General features: G+C 39.7%; 15 protein-coding genes. 14 read left to right on the top strand and 1 reads right to left on the bottom strand.

What is annotated here, in order from left to right; genetic code table 11:
• The first annotated feature begins 283 nt into the window (after window positions 1-283).
• From AB5Z52_RS12630 to AB5Z52_RS12605, 6 genes are all read left to right on the top strand, one after another.
• Complete coding sequence (locus tag AB5Z52_RS12630; RefSeq protein ID WP_288551805.1) at window positions 284-3,010, top strand: sigma 54-interacting transcriptional regulator; 2,727 nt, start codon at window positions 284-286, stop codon at window positions 3,008-3,010.
• Between the two features lie 79 nt (window positions 3,011-3,089).
• Window positions 3,090-3,530 (top strand): PTS sugar transporter subunit IIA, encoded by a 441-nt coding sequence (locus tag AB5Z52_RS12625; protein ID WP_003125495.1) that lies wholly within the window; start codon window positions 3,090-3,092, stop codon window positions 3,528-3,530.
• Window positions 3,505-3,987 carry a PTS sugar transporter subunit IIB gene (locus tag AB5Z52_RS12620; RefSeq protein ID WP_003125497.1) on the top strand — a complete coding sequence of 161 codons (483 nt, stop codon included), beginning with the start codon at window positions 3,505-3,507 and terminating at the stop codon, window positions 3,985-3,987. Before AB5Z52_RS12625 ends, AB5Z52_RS12620 begins: the two co-directional genes overlap by 26 nt.
• 18 nt (window positions 3,988-4,005) lie before the next feature.
• The gene (locus AB5Z52_RS12615) at window positions 4,006-4,791 is read left to right on the top strand and encodes a PTS sugar transporter subunit IIC (protein ID WP_003125499.1); all 786 of its coding nucleotides are present in this window, start codon (window positions 4,006-4,008) and stop codon (window positions 4,789-4,791) included.
• Window positions 4,784-5,581: a PTS system mannose/fructose/sorbose family transporter subunit IID gene (locus tag AB5Z52_RS12610; protein WP_003125501.1), complete on the top strand. Its 798-nt coding sequence runs from the start codon at window positions 4,784-4,786 to the stop codon at window positions 5,579-5,581. Before AB5Z52_RS12615 ends, AB5Z52_RS12610 begins: the two co-directional genes overlap by 8 nt.
• A gap of 16 nt (window positions 5,582-5,597) precedes the next feature.
• Window positions 5,598-6,653, top strand: coding sequence for an SIS domain-containing protein (locus tag AB5Z52_RS12605; protein WP_003125502.1), 1,056 nt, complete (start codon window positions 5,598-5,600; stop codon window positions 6,651-6,653).
• 336 nt (window positions 6,654-6,989) lie between these two features.
• On the opposite strand, the gene AB5Z52_RS12600 is transcribed toward AB5Z52_RS12605, so the two are convergent.
• Entirely contained in the window at window positions 6,990-7,313 is a 324-nt protein-coding gene (locus tag AB5Z52_RS12600; protein WP_003125503.1) for a MazG nucleotide pyrophosphohydrolase domain-containing protein, read from the bottom strand.
• A gap of 70 nt (window positions 7,314-7,383) precedes the next feature.
• Between AB5Z52_RS12600 and AB5Z52_RS12595 the strand changes: the two genes are divergently transcribed.
• The 8 genes from AB5Z52_RS12595 to AB5Z52_RS12560 all read left to right on the top strand — a co-directional run bounded on the left by AB5Z52_RS12595 (window position 7,384) and on the right by AB5Z52_RS12560 (window position 15,798).
• Complete coding sequence (locus tag AB5Z52_RS12595) at window positions 7,384-7,947, top strand: TIGR00730 family Rossman fold protein (protein ID WP_288551806.1); 564 nt, start codon at window positions 7,384-7,386, stop codon at window positions 7,945-7,947.
• A gap of 346 nt (window positions 7,948-8,293) precedes the next feature.
• On the top strand, window positions 8,294-10,216 hold the full coding sequence (locus AB5Z52_RS12590; RefSeq protein ID WP_288551807.1) for a BglG family transcription antiterminator: 1,923 nt from the start codon (window positions 8,294-8,296) through the stop codon (window positions 10,214-10,216).
• A gap of 4 nt (window positions 10,217-10,220) precedes the next feature.
• A complete protein-coding gene (locus AB5Z52_RS12585) occupies window positions 10,221-10,541 on the top strand; it encodes a PTS lactose/cellobiose transporter subunit IIA (protein ID WP_003125506.1) in 321 nt (106 codons plus the stop codon).
• A gap of 27 nt (window positions 10,542-10,568) precedes the next feature.
• A complete protein-coding gene (locus AB5Z52_RS12580) occupies window positions 10,569-10,907 on the top strand; it encodes a PTS sugar transporter subunit IIB (protein ID WP_003125507.1) in 339 nt (112 codons plus the stop codon).
• Between the two features lie 15 nt (window positions 10,908-10,922).
• Window positions 10,923-12,272: a PTS sugar transporter subunit IIC gene (locus tag AB5Z52_RS12575; RefSeq protein ID WP_003125508.1), complete on the top strand. Its 1,350-nt coding sequence runs from the start codon at window positions 10,923-10,925 to the stop codon at window positions 12,270-12,272.
• Between the two features lie 233 nt (window positions 12,273-12,505).
• A complete protein-coding gene (locus AB5Z52_RS12570) occupies window positions 12,506-13,588 on the top strand; it encodes a Xaa-Pro peptidase family protein (RefSeq protein ID WP_003125509.1) in 1,083 nt (360 codons plus the stop codon).
• Window positions 13,572-14,612, top strand: a complete 1,041-nt coding sequence (locus tag AB5Z52_RS12565) for a M42 family metallopeptidase (protein WP_288551808.1) — start codon at window positions 13,572-13,574, stop codon at window positions 14,610-14,612. The genes AB5Z52_RS12570 and AB5Z52_RS12565 overlap by 17 nt, the downstream gene beginning before the upstream one ends.
• The gene (locus tag AB5Z52_RS12560) at window positions 14,605-15,798 is read left to right on the top strand and encodes a MalY/PatB family protein (protein WP_170081155.1); all 1,194 of its coding nucleotides are present in this window, start codon (window positions 14,605-14,607) and stop codon (window positions 15,796-15,798) included. The genes AB5Z52_RS12565 and AB5Z52_RS12560 overlap by 8 nt, the downstream gene beginning before the upstream one ends.
• Window positions 15,799-16,023: the final 225 nt, after the last annotated feature.

The raw sequence follows: 16,023 nt of genomic DNA, 5'->3' as shown, positions 1-16,023 counted from the left end.
GCTAAGCCAACTGATTGAGAATTAGAAACAATCTGCAGTAGGGAAGAATCATTTACACAAAATTATTGACGCTCCCCGCGTTTTGAGCAGCTTCGATGTTTTTTTTGTGACAAAGTTGTTTAGTAATAAAAACAGAAAGTATGAGGCATTGGACAGGCCATGAAATAACAAATAAATGAAAGCGATTCCCTGTGAGGTTTAATTTCGTCTTTAAAAGAAATTTTTCCGTGGTATACTCTTTTTTAACATTTGTTATTTCGAGGGCAAAGAAAGAGGTGTAGAAATGAATGTTGAAGTAGAAGTGACTACATGGAGCCGAGAATTAGCGAATCGTGCTACTAAAGAAGCGGTTGAATCGGGACTGTTTACAACAGCCGATATTGAAGCTCAACTCTCCTTTAGTCGAACACAAGCGAGTCGATTGGCCAATCGTTTTGTTGATCAAGGCATTTTTTTTAAAATCAATACACGGCCCGTCTTGTTTGGCAATCGAGGGGGGTATCAAGAAAAGTTCGCTATCGAAGTATCTGAAGTCCTGAATTCAGTAAAAGAGTTAAGCGACAAAATCGAGAAAGTACCTATCAATCGTGTATTTGAAAAAGTGATCGGTTACGATAAAAGTTTGGCTGAACCCATTGAACAATTGAAGACAGCTGTATTTTATCCAAATAATGGTCTTCCTGTTATGGTGATGGGGGATACAGGCATCGGAAAAAGTTATTTCGTGCAAATCATGTATGAATATATGGTCAAAGCAGAAGTTCTATCAGAAACAGCCCCATTTAAAGTATTAAATTGTGCACAATATTATAATAATCCAGAGCTCTTGTCAGGATTATTGTTTGGTTACTCCAAAGGAGCCTTCACTGGTGCCTACGAAAAGAAGCGCGGGTTATTAGAAGATGCGAATGGTGGTCTACTATTTCTAGATGAAGTCCATCGGTTGAATGCGGAAGGACAGGAGAAACTTTTTACTTTCATGGATAAAGGGACCTTTTCTCGGATCGGTGAATCAACCGAGCGAAAAGCAACTGTCCGATTGGCCTTCGCGACAACTGAGAAAACCACCGCTTTTTTACAGACGTTTTTGCGTCGAATTCCTATTACTATCTATTTACCTAATCTGAGCGAACGCAGTATTTTAGAAAAAAAAGAAATTATCGAGAAGCTCTTTCAAGTTGAAAGCAAACGGCTTGAAAAGAAAATAGTGGTCAGCTCGCAGGTAATGAATATTTTTCTTCATACCATTTATTCAGGAAATATTGGTGAAATTGAAAATGCCATTAAGTATGTTTGCGGCAGTGCGATTTCTCAAAATGTTACTTCAGATGAAGTCCATGTTTCCATCAAGGATCTGCCCGCACAAATGTATACGCTTCCTCGAAATAAAATCGTTAGCCAGTTTTCTGAGTCAACTAATTACGTTTTCGACGGGGAAAAACAATCTCTTTCCGAAAATGATGGCCGGCAAGACCTTTATGCGTTTATTCATCGATTAAATCAAATTTATTCGTTGAGAAAAAATGATGAGGATGCGGAGATGCGTACGTTGATCGATCAACAAGTGGCTGGCTTTATGGATCGGTTAGTCTTTACGGATTCAAAGCAAAAACCAGTTGCTTTGGAAGAGTTTGTGCATCAAACGATGCAAGAATTATTTCGGGAAATCGAATATCAGGCGTTCTTTCATTATGATGGAAGCTTCGTTCTATTTGTGTCTCACTACATTTACAAGTATATTTTGAGAACGTCTTTCGTTTCTCAGCCTTCTGAATTTTTACTGGAAGCCTACATTGAGCAGCATTATGGGAAAGAACGGCAAACGCTAAAGAAAATTTTTCCTGAAATTGAGCGACGTTTAGATATTCAGTTCGATTCATTAGACATTAATCTCTTCTCATTATTCTTTTCGACACTACGTTATACAAGAAAGAGCAAAGACATTGATGGATTGATCATTGCTCATGGTTTCGCAACCGCTAGCAGTATCGCCAATGTGTGTAATCGCATGCTAGGAGAGTCAATATTTACCAGCTTTGATATGCCAATCGAGGCCTCCATTCATGACATCTCTACAAAGGTAGAAGAGTATGTACGAGAAAACGGAATAGTCAAAGGACTGGTAATCCTAATTGATATGGGGTCGTTGAATATGATCTATGATTTATTGAAAAAGACCGTAGCAGTTCCAATTTTGTGTATGGATCAGCTAGGGACTTTGATGGCACTAGAGATTGGCAATATGATGCTTCAAGGCACTCCTTTAACCGAGATTGCGGAACGGATGAAGGAATCGATCTCACCGAACATTCAACTGTTCGAACCGGAAAAGGCTCAAAAAAAAGCGATAATCACCACTTGCTTTACTGGGATAGGTACAGCGATTCAGATTCAAAAAATGTTGTCGGAATGTTTGGAAGGATTGCTTGAGGTAGCGTTTTTCCCTATGGAATATAGTGAATTGGTTACCAACGGGATACCCGCTAGTATTTCTCAACACTATAATTTATTAGGCATTATTGGAACCGACGATCCTCTGATTCCAGAGGCCGAGTTTGTTTATTTAGAAACCATTATCTCTGGTGGGAACGCGCAAAAAATGTCAGAGATCTTTGGAGTTGATTTGGATGAAAATGGCATGAAGATTGTGAATGATCGGATGGTAAAAAATTTTTCCCTCATTCGAGTCCTCGATTCGTTAACTATTTTAGATACTCAAAAAATCATGTCGATCATAGAAGAATTAATTGTCACACTGGAAGAACGATTAGCACTGAAGTTAACGAATCCACGAAAAATCGGTCTTTATGTTCATATCTCCTGCATGGTAGAGCGTTTGATACGGCAAGTAGAAATTACCGAATTTGCAGATCTTGAACAATTTGTATTTATTCATCAACGTGAAATCAGAGTGATCAAAGATGCGGTCAGTGTGCTGGAAACAATCTATAGTGTGCAGATTCCATTGCCAGAAATTTGCTATATCCATAATATCCTTTTTCTTGACTGATAGATGAGGACTTTTCGAAGCGTGTCACTAGTTGGCACGCTTTTTGCATTATAAAAAAGTGTAGTGAGGAGGAAAAGAGATGAAATATTTAGTAGCAACCCACGGCACATTTTCTAAAGGGATTATTGATAGTTTGAAATTGATTGCTGGTGAAGATATCGAGATCGATTGTTTTTCAATGACCAAAGAAAAATCGAGTGATGATGCGGAAGCAGAGATGACTGCTTACTTAGAGCAGAATCAAGATCAGACGTTGATCGTCCTAACAGATGTCTTTGGGGGAAGTGTGGCAAATCTATTTACCAATCATTTATTAAACGGATATGAATTCCAGTTAATCACCGGTGTCAATTTACCTATGTTACTTTCTCTCATACTCTCAGAGGAAACAGCTGAGCTATCTGTTGAGGATTGGGTACTTAGGGGAATAGAAGAAGGGAAGAAAGGAATTTTACACATTAATCAACTAATCAAACAGCAAGGAGGACAAAACAATGACGATATCTTTAGTGAGGATTGATGATCGGTTGATCCACGGCCAAGTAGCTTTTGGCTGGACGACGGCCTTAGGGATCAATACGATTTTAGTGGTAAATGACGATGCCAAAAATGATCAAATGAAATCTATGGCTTTAAATCTGGCGAAACCTTCCAATGTTGTTCTATACATTCGAGGAGTAGCGGAATCCGGAGAAATCGTTCAAAAATTTGCATCATCAAAAAAGAGTAATGTCTTGGTTTTAGTTAAGACGACCGAGGATGCTCGCCGATTGGTCGAAGCTTCAGGTGGGGTAATTACCACATTAAATGTTGGGGGGTTGCGTTATGGCGAGGGGAAAAAGAAATTAACGGATCTAGTGGCAGTGGACGAAAAGGATATCGCTAACTTAAAAATGATTAAGGATGCCGGTGTCCAAGTAGAATTTCGGATGCTGCCTAGAGATAAAAAGAAATTGTTGACGGACTTTGACATTTAGAAGAAGGAGGGTTACACGATGGTTGCTCAAGCAATAATGTTAGGGTTAATTGCTGGAATCGGTATTTTAGATGGCAGAATATTTGGTCAGATGATGTTTGATCGTCCGCTTGTTACCGGTTTATTGGTGGGGTTGGTTTTAGGCGATGTAAAGAATGGAATTATCATTGGGGCGCAACTTGAATTGATCTGGATGGGGATCGCCGGTATTGGGGCTTCTACACCGCCAGATGTGGTGACAGGAGGGATTTTAGGAACAGCATTTGCGATTTTGTCTAATAGCGGTGTTGAAGTAGCTTTAGCATTAGCTGTGCCGATCGCAGTTTTAGCGCAATCTTTAGGCGTATTGGTTCGGATCATCAATGCTTATTTTACCCACAAAGCAGATAGCTATGCGAAAGAAGCAAATTACAAAGGATTAGCCTTTTGTATGTGGATTCCAGTTGGTTTGTTCTTTTTAAGTACATTTCTACCAACCTTCTTAGCTATTTTATTAGGTGCGGATAAGGTAACGGGAATGATCGAAGCTGTTCCAAATGTCATATTAGACGGGTTATCTGTAGCTGGAAATCTGCTTCCTGCCATCGGATTTGCTTTGTTGCTGGACATGCTTTTTTCAAAGAAAATGGCCCCCTTCTTTTTCTTGGGCTTTTTAGCAGCTGCCTACGGAGGACTAAATATTACTGCGATTGCTTTAATCGGTGCTTGTATCGCAGTGATCTTGCACTTCTATATTGAACAGAAGAAAGAGTCTATCCCCAGTGTCCCAGATAACTTGACGGAAGGAGAGATCGATTTTGAATAAGATTGAGAAGAAGCAGCTAAAAAGTGTATTCTGGCGGTCCTTTGCTCTTCAAGGTGCGTTTAACTACGAACGGATGCAAAATGTCGGTTACATGTATGCCATGTTGCCAGTCATCAAAAAGCTCTATAGAAATAAAGAAGATCAAGCAGCAGCAATCACACGCCACTTGGAAATTTTCAACACGACACCAGCGGTAGTACCAACGATCATGGGTATCAGCGCAGCGATGGAAGAAGAAAATGCGAACAATCCGGCTTTTGATGTCCAATCAATCAACGCTGTCAAAGCATCACTGATGGGGCCTTTAGCTGGGATCGGTGATTCGATCTTCTGGGGAACTGTTCGGATCATTGCTGCCGGTATTGGTGTATCGATCGCAAAAGATGGCAATCTTTTTGGTCCATTGCTGTTTTTAGTTTTGTATAATTTGCCAAATATATTGGTTCGGATCTTTGGATTGAAACTGGGGTATCAAGTAGGGGTCAATTCGTTGGACCGTATCCAAAAAGAGGGCTTGATGGATAAAATTATGGCAGTAGCAACGATCGTTGGATTATGTGTTGTTGGAGGTATGGTGGCGACGATGCTGAATATCACGACTCCATTAAAGTGGAATATCAGCGGAGCAGAAATCGTGGTTCAAGATATACTGGATCAGATATTACCAAAGATGCTGCCGCTAGCCTTCACCTTTGGCATTTATAAGCTGCTAAAAAAAGCGAGCATTACTAAGATTACGATCGGCATTATTATTTTTGGGATCGCTGTTCATTTGATTGGCATTCTATAATATTGGAGGAGAAAAAATGGCATCAATTCAAGAGTATTTACAAGAGACACCAAGTAAATTGTTAGAAATTATCGAAAAAGGAGACCGTCTTTTTTCAAGTATCAAAAAAGAAAAAATCACTCGGATTTTTTTGACAGGGTCTGGAACGAGCTATCATTCCGCGTTGCAAATGGCTCCGCAAATGCAAAAACTATTACAACTTGAAGTAAGAGCGGTCTATCCTTTCACGATCACTGAAGAGACTTTTTTAAGTGATAATGAACAGACATTAGTTGTCGGAATCTCTCAAGGAGGTAGCTCTTTTTCCACCTACAACGCTATGAAACTAGCGAAAAGCAAAGGTTGTATCACTGCTTCCATGGCAGGAGAAGAACAAGCATTTATTGATGAAATGGCTGATTTTGTTCTGACTGTCCATTGTGGACCTGAGAAAGCAGGGGCAAAAACAAAGGGCTTTTATTGTACAAAACTGAATCTATTATTACTTGCTCTCTATCTGGGACTTGAGCAAGGAACGATTTCTGAAGAGACATTTGAACAACAGATCCAAGGGGTGAAAACTGCTGCTGGACAGTTCCAAGCTGTTTATGAGACTTCATTAAAATGGATTTCTGCAAATCAGGAACGATTAGTCACTGCAAAAGAAATCCGTGTGACTGGTCCGGCAGCTATTTATGGAGATGTTTTAGAAAGTGCCCTGAAGTTGTTAGAGACGATGCGTTGTCCGGTGAGTGGATATGAATTTGAAGAGTTTATTCATGGCATCTATAATGCGATCAATGAAGATTCGATGGTCTTTATTTTAGACAACGGCGATGAGCCAAGGTCTGAGAAAATGAAAGAAGTTTTGTCCGAATGGTCGGATACTATTTTTCTGATTACGACTTATGAGTCAGACGCAGCAGATCTGGTCTTACCTGTGACCACCGATCCAGAGTTTATGACGTTCAATTTCATTGTCTTATTGCAATTGATCTGTGGAGAAATTCCTCATTTGCGAGGTGTCGATCCTTCCACACCAAAAGATCCGCAATTTCATATGAAATTAGGCAGCAAAAAATTCAATCGTTGATCTGTAATAATGATTTATAATACGGGACTATGACATAAGTCATCATCCAACAAGTTAAACCGAATAATAGTCTGTTGCTAGGATAGATCCCTCTGACTTTTGCGACGAGGAGTCCCTGCACCGCAGGAGCAATAATCATTAATGTTCGGCTAGTGTTACTTGTAGGAGACTTATGGCACAGTCCCTTTTTTTTGCTTCAAGTAGACTAGAAAATCTGACAATATTTTTCCCTTAGCTAACTCGTTGACAATGACAGGTGATCAACTGGGCGCACAACTTAGGATAACGCAAGATAACGCGTAGGAAAAGAAATATAAGTGATAGTTAGCAGCTAGGCTATCCTTCCTCTTTAAATCGCTCTTCCAGTTTTGCTTTATGATGACCCATAATGTCTTCGAGAGCAATATCGTATTTATCTGCGAGAATCAATACGTTGTCAAAGACATCGCCAAGTTCTTCCATCAAATTCTCTCGATAGTAGGCTTGATCTTTTGCAGACTCATCAGGTCGATCTCGCCCAATTTCAACGCCGCGAATGGCCCGGGATAGTTCTCCTACTTCTTCCGTAAGAAATCCAACACGAATAAAAGGATCATATTGATACCAGTTCCGTTTTTTATAAAAGTCGATCACCCATGAGTTGTATTCATTGATTTTCATATTGAGCCCTCCTTATTTCTCGACTATAATAACATGAAGTGCAATCAGATCGAAAGGGGATCATTTGAGAATGAATGTCGCAGTCTATTGTGGAGCAAGTATCGGAAGTTCAGAAGAATACAAGCAAATCACCAAAGAATTAGGTAGATGGCTAGGTGAAAATCAGTATAACCTTGTCTATGGAGGCGGTAATGCGGGATTGATGGGAATAATTGCCGAAACCGCTATTGAAGAAAATTGTGAAGTAACAGGCATCATACCAGAATTCTTGGTGGCACGAGAATTAGCAAAAGAGAATCTTACGTCACTGATCGTTGTCTCGAATATGCATGAAAGAAAACAAAAAATGATCGAGCTGGCTGACTTATATGTGGCATTGCCAGGAGGACCGGGAATCATTGAGGAAATTACAGAAGTCATCTCTTGGGGCAGGATCGGGCAACATGCCAACCCATGTGTGCTGATCAATTTCAACGGCTTTTTTGATCCATTGAAACAACAATACCAGGCAATGGTAACAGAAGGGTTCTTGACCCAAGAAGACTTCGACAAAATTCTTTTCGCCGAATCACTTGCCGAAATCAACGCATTTGTCACTGATTTTGTGCCTCCTGCGATTAGGGTGTATAAATAGAAGTATACTTGATCAAAAATAGAAGAATCGATTCGATCAATAATGGTTCTGTATTGAACAAGCCAACAGCTTTGTAACGAGGCTTTTGGCTTGTTTTTGTATATTAGTTATCTTTTTTAGAATGCGAATGGAGTAGTTGAATGAGGCTAACAGCTGAAATGATGCAGGATCAGCAGAGTTCAGAAAAATATCGATCGATCCCGGTTATGTAAACCGAATCGTTTGCTCGTAGAAGGAAATGGTTATTCTTTTGAATCAGATTATTCTTGCATCATTTATCGGAAAAAGTTGCCATTTTAAGTAAAGGGCTTACATTGTATAGTTTATGTGAAGGCGGGAGGAAATTATGCGACAAGAAAAAATTGTTGAATACTTATATGCAAAGAAGCAAGCAATTGCTCCCAAGGCATTGGCCGCTGAATTTCAGATTTCTGAGCGGACCTTGGCTAATGATATCAAGTGGTTAAGAGATATCGGACGAACAGAAGGATTTTCAATAGAGCGGATTCGTTCGGCAGGCTATCAACTGGAAATTTCTGATAAAACAAAGTTTCTAAGGTTTTTATCTCATGCAAAACGTCAAGAAAAGATCGATAACGGGAACCCGAACGAACGAATTAAGAATATCGAACTTCTCCTGCTGTTTCATGAAGAATACATTACGATGCAGCAGATTTCAGAATGGTTAGAGGTGAGTCTTTCAACAGTTAAAGCAGATATCAAACAAGTCGAATTGTTTTGCAAGGACTACGGATTAACTTTATTCAGCAAAGCACATTATGGTTTGAAGATTGTCGGGACTGAAGAGAAGAAAAGACAAGCAATTCTTTATTTGATTCGCAACATTATCCATACACCCGTCCTGACGGAACGATATAAAGCTTTTCACTTCGTCTTTGATGAAGAGGCGCTACGTTCCTGTTTATCAGAAAAGTTGCAACAGCATCAACTTAAAGCGAGCGATATTGTTTTTGAGAATATCATACAGCATATTCGATTGCTTGTTTTTCGAATCACACAAAATAACACTTTAACGAATGACGAACGAACCGTAAGGACAGCAACCGATAAGTATGACCTTTTAACAGAAGATTTGGTCTCCTATTTGGAAACGGCTTATCCCATTACTTTTTCTACTATGGAAAAAAATTATTTGCATGAGCAACTGAGAGGAAAATTTTCGGTCCTTGATGATCGAACCAGTAATCAGCAATTGAAACAAGCAATTGAAAAAACACTAGAGCTTGTCGATTTACGTTACCATACACAGTTTAGAACAGATCAAGAATTAGGTAATGCCCTGTTGATGCATGTCGCTCCATTACTTCAAAGACTGTATACCGGACATCAACTAGATAATCCGATCATTGATGACATTTATACGCAATATGCCAATGTATTCAACGTTGCGATGGTGTTCATCAGTGAATTAAACAAGGACTTGGACGCAGATATCAGCAAAGATGAGATAGGCTACGTTGCTATCTATTTCGCAGCTAGTCTTGAGAAGCAGGCGAATCAGTTAATCGATGATTATAAAAAAATAGCTGTCATTTGTTCTACGGGTGGCGGTGCTTCTTATTTATTGAAAGTTAATTTAGAGCGGCTTTTCAGCAATGCTGAAGTCACCACATTTGCTTTGAACGAAGTTGATCAGATTGATAAAAGTTTTGACTTACTGATTTCCACTGTTCCTCTGGATCAGGAACAGTTTGCTATCCCTATCATCTACACAAAAACGATTTTAAATCGGGCAGAAATCAATAAAATCGAAAAAGATTTAAGCCTATTGCGGGAATCGGAAAATAAAGTATTTGATGTACACCAGTTTATTCTCAGTTTATTTGATCCTCAGTGGTTTCAAATTGATACGGAATCAGAAGATTATTTGCAACTACTAGAAAGCGAAGCGGCTCGTTTAGAAGATGGGTGGGCCGAGCAGGGATTTAAGCACAGTGTTCTTGAGAGAGAAAAAATGATCGATACCATCTATCAAAATGGTATCGCAGGACCCCATCCTATGGAGCAGGCAGCGATCAGGGAAGTCATCGATGTCATTTTGTTAAGAAAATCAATTTGGTACAGTAAAAAAGAAATCAAGGTTATTTTCTTGATCAATATCAAGAAAGATCATTTAAATCTGCATAAAGAAATCAGTCGATTGATGATCAAAATGATGGAAGACCAAGCGTTAGACAATCAACTAGCCAAAATCACGAATTTTCAAGACTTTAAGTCTTATATACAAAGTTTAATGAAAGAAGGATGAAACAATGAACGAAAAAGAAGTTGATATTTTTAAAATCATCTCTGCAGCAGGAGATTCGCGAGGAGCAGCTTTTGAAGCGCTAAGATTCGCCCGTAAAGGGGATTTTGAACAGGCAGAAGCAAAAATGAAAGAAGCCAAAGAAAGGAGTATTGATGCCCATGATGTCCAGACAAAGTTGATTACCGGTGAACTGAATGGCGAGAAAACAGAAACTAGTCTATTAATGGTTCATGCGCAGGATCATTTAATGACAAGCTTATTGGCACGCGATTTGATTGAAGAAATGATTGGTATGTTAAAGGAAAAAAGCGAAGAAAATAAGTAATCAAAAAAAAAGTAGGAGGAAAGAAACATGAAAATATTGCTTGTTTGTGCAGGAGGCTTCTCAACGACAATGATGATGGAGTCAATGAAAAAAGTTGTCAAAGAATCAAAAAGCTTAGATGAAAAAGACTATCCAATGGAGGCAATCGGTGTCGACAAATTGGAACGCTATATCAATGACTATGATGTCATCTTAGTTGGGCCACAATTGAGTCACAAATATGATTTCATTAAAGGGGAAGCAGATAAAGTGAACAAACCAACTGTTTTATTAACGTCGGATATCTATGGGTCCATGGATGGGGCTACGGTAATGAAACAAGCGTTGGTTGCATATCGTAAGAATGAAGCATTGAAAACTCAATAATTAGGAGTGAAAAAAATGGAAAGTCCAAAAAAACAGGGTGCTTTTGAAAAAGTAGAAGCATTTATTCGTAAAACATTGGTGCCGGTTGCTAATAAAGTTGATAGTAATGCTTACTTGACTGCGATCAAAAAAGGAATGGTCGTAATGACACCAGTGCTATTATTAGGGTCTGTTGCAGCAATTTTTCCGTCTATTCCTGAGTTCATTACTACACAGGGAGTTGCAAATTGGTTTGAAAGCTACGGTTATATTTTTGGGATTATTTCAAAAGTTTCATTAGGGTTAGTTGGTTTGTATGCAGTTCTAGCAATTTCGTATTTCTTAAGTGAACACTATAAGCTTTATACAGTGGGATCAATGATGTTGTCAGCAATTGCCTTTTTGATTGTAGCAATGGATGTGGATGACAACGGCAATATCGTCGCCAGCTATCTTGATTCTAAGGGCTTATTTACTGCAATTTTCATAGCGATTATTTCGGTCAAACTCTACCAATTCTTCACGAAGCACAAGTTGGTGATCAAAATGCCAGAGGGGGTTCCGGATTTTGTTTCCAGTTCTTTCGAATTGATCACGCCCACTGCGGCTATCGGGGTTCTGTTTATTGTGATCCGTGCGGTTACCGATAGTTTATCTGGGGGTGTTCTTTTACCGCAAGTCATCATGGATATTTTAGCACCGGCTATTGGCAGTCTAGATTCGCTATGGGTGATTTATCTAGTATTAGTTTTACGGTTGGTTTTCTGGTTTTTTGGTATCCATTCAGCGGTTCTTTCTCCGATTCTTTCACCAATCGCAGTGCAATATTTGTCCGAGAACATTGCAGCGCACGAAGCGGGAGAACCATTACGCCATGTCATTACGAATGGTACCTTATCGGCCTTTGCCAACTTTACCGGTTCTGGTGTGACGATTGGCTTAGTTTTAGCAATGATCATTAGTAAGTCACAACGATACAAAAAAGTAGGGGCAGTTGCTTTACTCCCTTCCATGTTTGGTATCAATGAACCTGTGTTGTTCGGTGTGCCGATCATCTTGAATCCAGTTTTGATGATTCCATTTATCTTTGGTGGGGCATTAGTAGGAATGTTCCCAATGATTTGTATGAAACTAGGTTTACTGAACTACCCGATTTTTGATCCGCCTTATGTGCCAATATTTATGGAAGGGTTTCTCACAGGATTCGATTGGCGAGCAGTCATCATTCAAGTGATTCAAGTCGCTTTATCTTTTGGCTTATATTTGCCATTCTTCAAAGTATTGGAGAAACAAGAATTCGAGCGGGAAGCATTATTAGAAGCAGAAAAAGGCAACTCAGTCATCTCAGATGAAGATGAACAATACTTAACAGATATTGATTTCTAGCCAAAGGGGCTGGGGCATAAGTTAGAACAAGTAGCGAATAAACAATAGTGTGGGGAATCTTGTCTGGTAAATTGGGGTACTAGTCCTCTTGCAAAAGAAACCATTCTATCGGTCATCACTTATCTTGTGAACTTGTGCCCCGTTTTTACTATTCTGAGTATATTGTTTACCCTTGAGACGAGAATCAACTATTAAAGATGATTCAGGTTAGAAAAGGAATGAGGGGAAAATAGATGAGGATCGATGCATTAAGAGCAAAACTAGCGGAAAAAAAATTATCCGGACTTGTAGTCACAGATAAAACGAATCGTCGCTATCTTTGCGGATTTACGGGGTCAAACGGCTTACTACTAGTTACTGAAAATAAATTAACTTTGTTTGTGGACGGTCGTTATACAGAACAAGCGTCTCAACAAACAACTGGTGTGGAAATTTGTGAGATCCCGATTGGAAGTCATTTGATCGAAGTAATGCGACCATTTATTGCAGGAATGAAGGTAGGTTTTGAGGCGGAAACCATTTCCTATCAGACTTTTACTGAGCTTCACTTTTTAATGAAGGAGGCCAATGGTCAGCTAATCACCACCAAAAACATGGTGGAAAGTTTAAGAATGATCAAATCATCTAAAGAAATTTGTGCCCTCAGACAGGCGGCGCAGATTGCCGATCAAACATTAGAACGGATCATGCCAATGATTCGAGTAGGGATGACAGAACTAGACTTAGCGAATGAACTCGATTATCGTAGCAAGAAATTAGGTAGCGAAGGCCCGGCTTTTGAAACAATCGTCGCTTCCGGAGAGCGTACCGCGTTGCCTCATGCCCATGCTAGTCAGAAAAAACTTGAAGCGAATGAGCTGATCATGATTGACTTTGGAACGATCTACGACGGGTATTATTCGGATATCACACGGACGATAGGCTTTGGCGAAGTAAAACCCGAGATCCGAGAAACTTATGAGATCCTATTGGCAGCTCAAAAATCAGCTGTTCAAAAGGTTTCTTTCAATAAAACGTTAGGAGAGATTGATCAAGTTGCAAGACAAGCACTGAGGAAAGAGGGACTTGAGGATCATTTTAGTCATAATTTGGGACATGGCATTGGTCTTTCTTGTCATGAATATCCGGCCGTAGCACCCAAAAATGAGTTGTCAATTCAAGCCAATATGACGTTCACAATTGAGCCAGGAGTCTATTTCCCGAAAGAAAAATTCGGTATTCGCATCGAGGATGATATATTAGTAAATGATCTGGGGAATGCTGAACTTTTGACGAAATTCAGTAAGGAGTGGATAACTATTGATTGCAACCGATAAATTATTAATGCATCTTTCTAATTTAGATGCACTGCCTGGTCAAGAGTCACAAGTGCAAGAGGTGCTGATGACGATCATTGATTCGAATGGCGTCAAAGATTCATTTGGAAACCTCTATTTTGGAGATTTGACAACAAAAAAGAAAAAAATCGCACTCTATGCCCATATGGATGAAGTCGGTTTTTTTGTCCACCGTATCACAGAGGAAGGCTTTGTCTACTTCTATCCGATTGGTGGATGGTGGGGGCATGTCATTTTGGGGCAGCAAGTGCGAGCAACTTGTCGTAAAAACGGCTCTATCATAGAAGGTGTGGTGGGAACACTACCAAAATCAACGCATGCAATGTCGGAAGTAGTACCAATCAGTGAGATGTATATAGATTTTGGGGCCAAATCAAAACTTGAATTGGAAGCTGCTGGTTTGCAGATTGGTGATATGATTTTGCCAAATACTCAAGCCAAGAAAAGTTTTAATCAGCAGAAGATTATTGGTAAAGCATTGGACAATCGTGTTGCCTGTACGATCATGGCTCAGATCAAAAATCAGATTAAAACGCAACATGTCGAAATCATTGGTGTGGGGACTGTTCAAGAAGAGGCTGGGACACGAGGATCGAAAGTTGCCGCGCAGCAAGTAGATGCCGATATCAATATCGTTATTGATGTAGCCAATGGGAAAGATACGCCAAAAGCTGCGGACTATCCTAATCGTATTCAAGGCAAAGGTCCAGGTCTTGTTCTGGCCGATAAAACCGCATTAGGAAATATAAAGCTGTTGGATTACTGCAAGGAAGTTGCTGAAAGCAATCAAATTCCTTGGCAATATGATTTGTTAGCCGGAGGTGGAACGGATGCTGGTTCGGTTCAGTTAGATGCCGGTAAACCAACCCTAGTCTTTTGCGTGCCGGTTCGCTATTGCCATTCGTGGCATTCCATCGTGGACATCAATGACGTTGAAGCGACGATCGAGTTAATTTCTGCGGTTATTCGTTCCTTGGATGAAGGAGGGATCGATCTTGAGTAACTTTAAAGAACAGCGCTCTCGCTACGGCACGTATTCGACCCAGTGGGATTATGTCCAAGATCGTTTCGGAGAAAAAGGGCTATTGCCCTTCTCAATCTCAGATATGGATTTTATGATCCCTGATGGAACCAAAGAAGTATTGGCTAAAGCTGTGACTAGAGGTTTTTTTGGTTATACTCGCTGGAATCATCTTGATTATAAGCAGAGCATCAGCCATTGGTTTTTGCAGGAATTTGATTGTACGATTGATCCAAACTGGTGTGTCTACTCGCCAAGTGTCATTTATAGCTTATCTCTTTGCATCCAACTATTAAGTCGAAAAGGAGACAAAGTAGTAACATTTACTCCATGCTATGATGCTTTTTATCATTGTATCGCCGGTAACGAACGGGAGTTGATCCCATTTTCCTTAACCAATGATGGGGAACGGTTTACAGTTGATTTTGATGCTTTAGCCAACGTATTTGCTATCGAAAAACCAGCAATTTTTCTGCTATGCAATCCGCACAATCCAACTGGCCGAGTGTTCACTGATCAAGAACTATCCAACTTGGTTTCGCTATGCCAAATGCATAACGTCGCTATCTTGAGTGATGAGATCCATATGGATGTCCGGCGCCCAGGAGAAAAACATCGACCTATCTTAGAATTTATTGATTCGATAGAGGTGCCTGCAGTTTTGCTATCCTCCGCATCAAAGACGTTCAACACGCCAGGACTGGGTGGCTCTTATGCTATCTTTTTGGATGAAAAATTACGAGAAAGATTTTTGACGATATTGAAAGCAAGAGATGGTCTATCGTCGATTCCATATTCTGCACTACTAGCGACAATGGACTGTTATCGGAATCAAAAGAAATGGGCCGTTGAACTCAATCAAACAATCGACGAGAACTTTTTCGAAGCAAAGAAGATACTGTCTGCTGATCCGCGAATTCATTTCACTATTCCAGAAGCAACCTACTTAGGCTGGATCAACATAAAAGATTTACCTTATAGTATGGATGAATTGCAAAGTGTTCTGGTAAAACAAGAAAGAATCGCGATCATGAATGGTGAGGTTTATGGACCAGAAGGTAAGACTTACCTGCGGTTTAATCTAGGTGCACCAAAAGAGAAAATCATTGCTGGGTTGGAAGGTCTCATGCATGCCATTGACTCTTTGGATCAGAAACATTTGAATTAGTCAGAGCGTCATAGGATACTTGTGAATGAAAATTTACTGATCAAAAAAACGGAAATCATTAAAGGCTCAAAAACTTTGATAAAAAGTTTTTGAGCCTTTTTTGTCGAAGCGTGTTCTTTTAACTTTCATTCCAACCTTTTAGAATTTCGGCTCTTTGTCAATAAGGACTGATGGGTTGTACAAAATCAAATCTGGGTCAGAATGAACCTCATTCTGGCTCAGATT

The sequence above is a fragment of the Enterococcus sp. RTP21361st1_A6_RTP21361_211029 genome, from assembly GCF_040910045.1.
In the GTDB taxonomy this organism is placed as follows: Bacteria; Bacillota; Bacilli; order Lactobacillales; family Enterococcaceae; genus Enterococcus_D; species Enterococcus_D gallinarum.
The sequence above is the reverse complement of the archived record's forward strand: the minus strand, read 5'-3'. Positions and strand labels throughout refer to the sequence as shown.

Bases quoted from the DNA above. Each gene is read 5' to 3' on its own strand.
- AB5Z52_RS12570 (WP_003125509.1), top strand. From the start codon at position 12,506: ATGAGGATCGATGCATTAAGAGCAAAACTAGCGGAAAAAAAATTATCC.
- AB5Z52_RS12600 (WP_003125503.1), bottom strand. From the start codon at position 7,313: ATGAAAATCAATGAATACAACTCATGGGTGATCGACTTTTATAAAAAA.
- AB5Z52_RS12585 (WP_003125506.1), top strand. From the start codon at position 10,221: ATGAACGAAAAAGAAGTTGATATTTTTAAAATCATCTCTGCAGCAGGA.
- AB5Z52_RS12630 (WP_288551805.1), top strand. From the start codon at position 284: ATGAATGTTGAAGTAGAAGTGACTACATGGAGCCGAGAATTAGCGAAT.
- AB5Z52_RS12590 (WP_288551807.1), top strand. From the start codon at position 8,294: ATGCGACAAGAAAAAATTGTTGAATACTTATATGCAAAGAAGCAAGCA.
- AB5Z52_RS12605 (WP_003125502.1), top strand. From the start codon at position 5,598: ATGGCATCAATTCAAGAGTATTTACAAGAGACACCAAGTAAATTGTTA.
- AB5Z52_RS12575 (WP_003125508.1), top strand. From the start codon at position 10,923: ATGGAAAGTCCAAAAAAACAGGGTGCTTTTGAAAAAGTAGAAGCATTT.
- AB5Z52_RS12615 (WP_003125499.1), top strand. From the start codon at position 4,006: ATGGTTGCTCAAGCAATAATGTTAGGGTTAATTGCTGGAATCGGTATT.
- AB5Z52_RS12620 (WP_003125497.1), top strand. From the start codon at position 3,505: ATGACGATATCTTTAGTGAGGATTGATGATCGGTTGATCCACGGCCAA.
- AB5Z52_RS12625 (WP_003125495.1), top strand. From the start codon at position 3,090: ATGAAATATTTAGTAGCAACCCACGGCACATTTTCTAAAGGGATTATT.
- AB5Z52_RS12595 (WP_288551806.1), top strand. From the start codon at position 7,384: ATGAATGTCGCAGTCTATTGTGGAGCAAGTATCGGAAGTTCAGAAGAA.
- AB5Z52_RS12580 (WP_003125507.1), top strand. From the start codon at position 10,569: ATGAAAATATTGCTTGTTTGTGCAGGAGGCTTCTCAACGACAATGATG.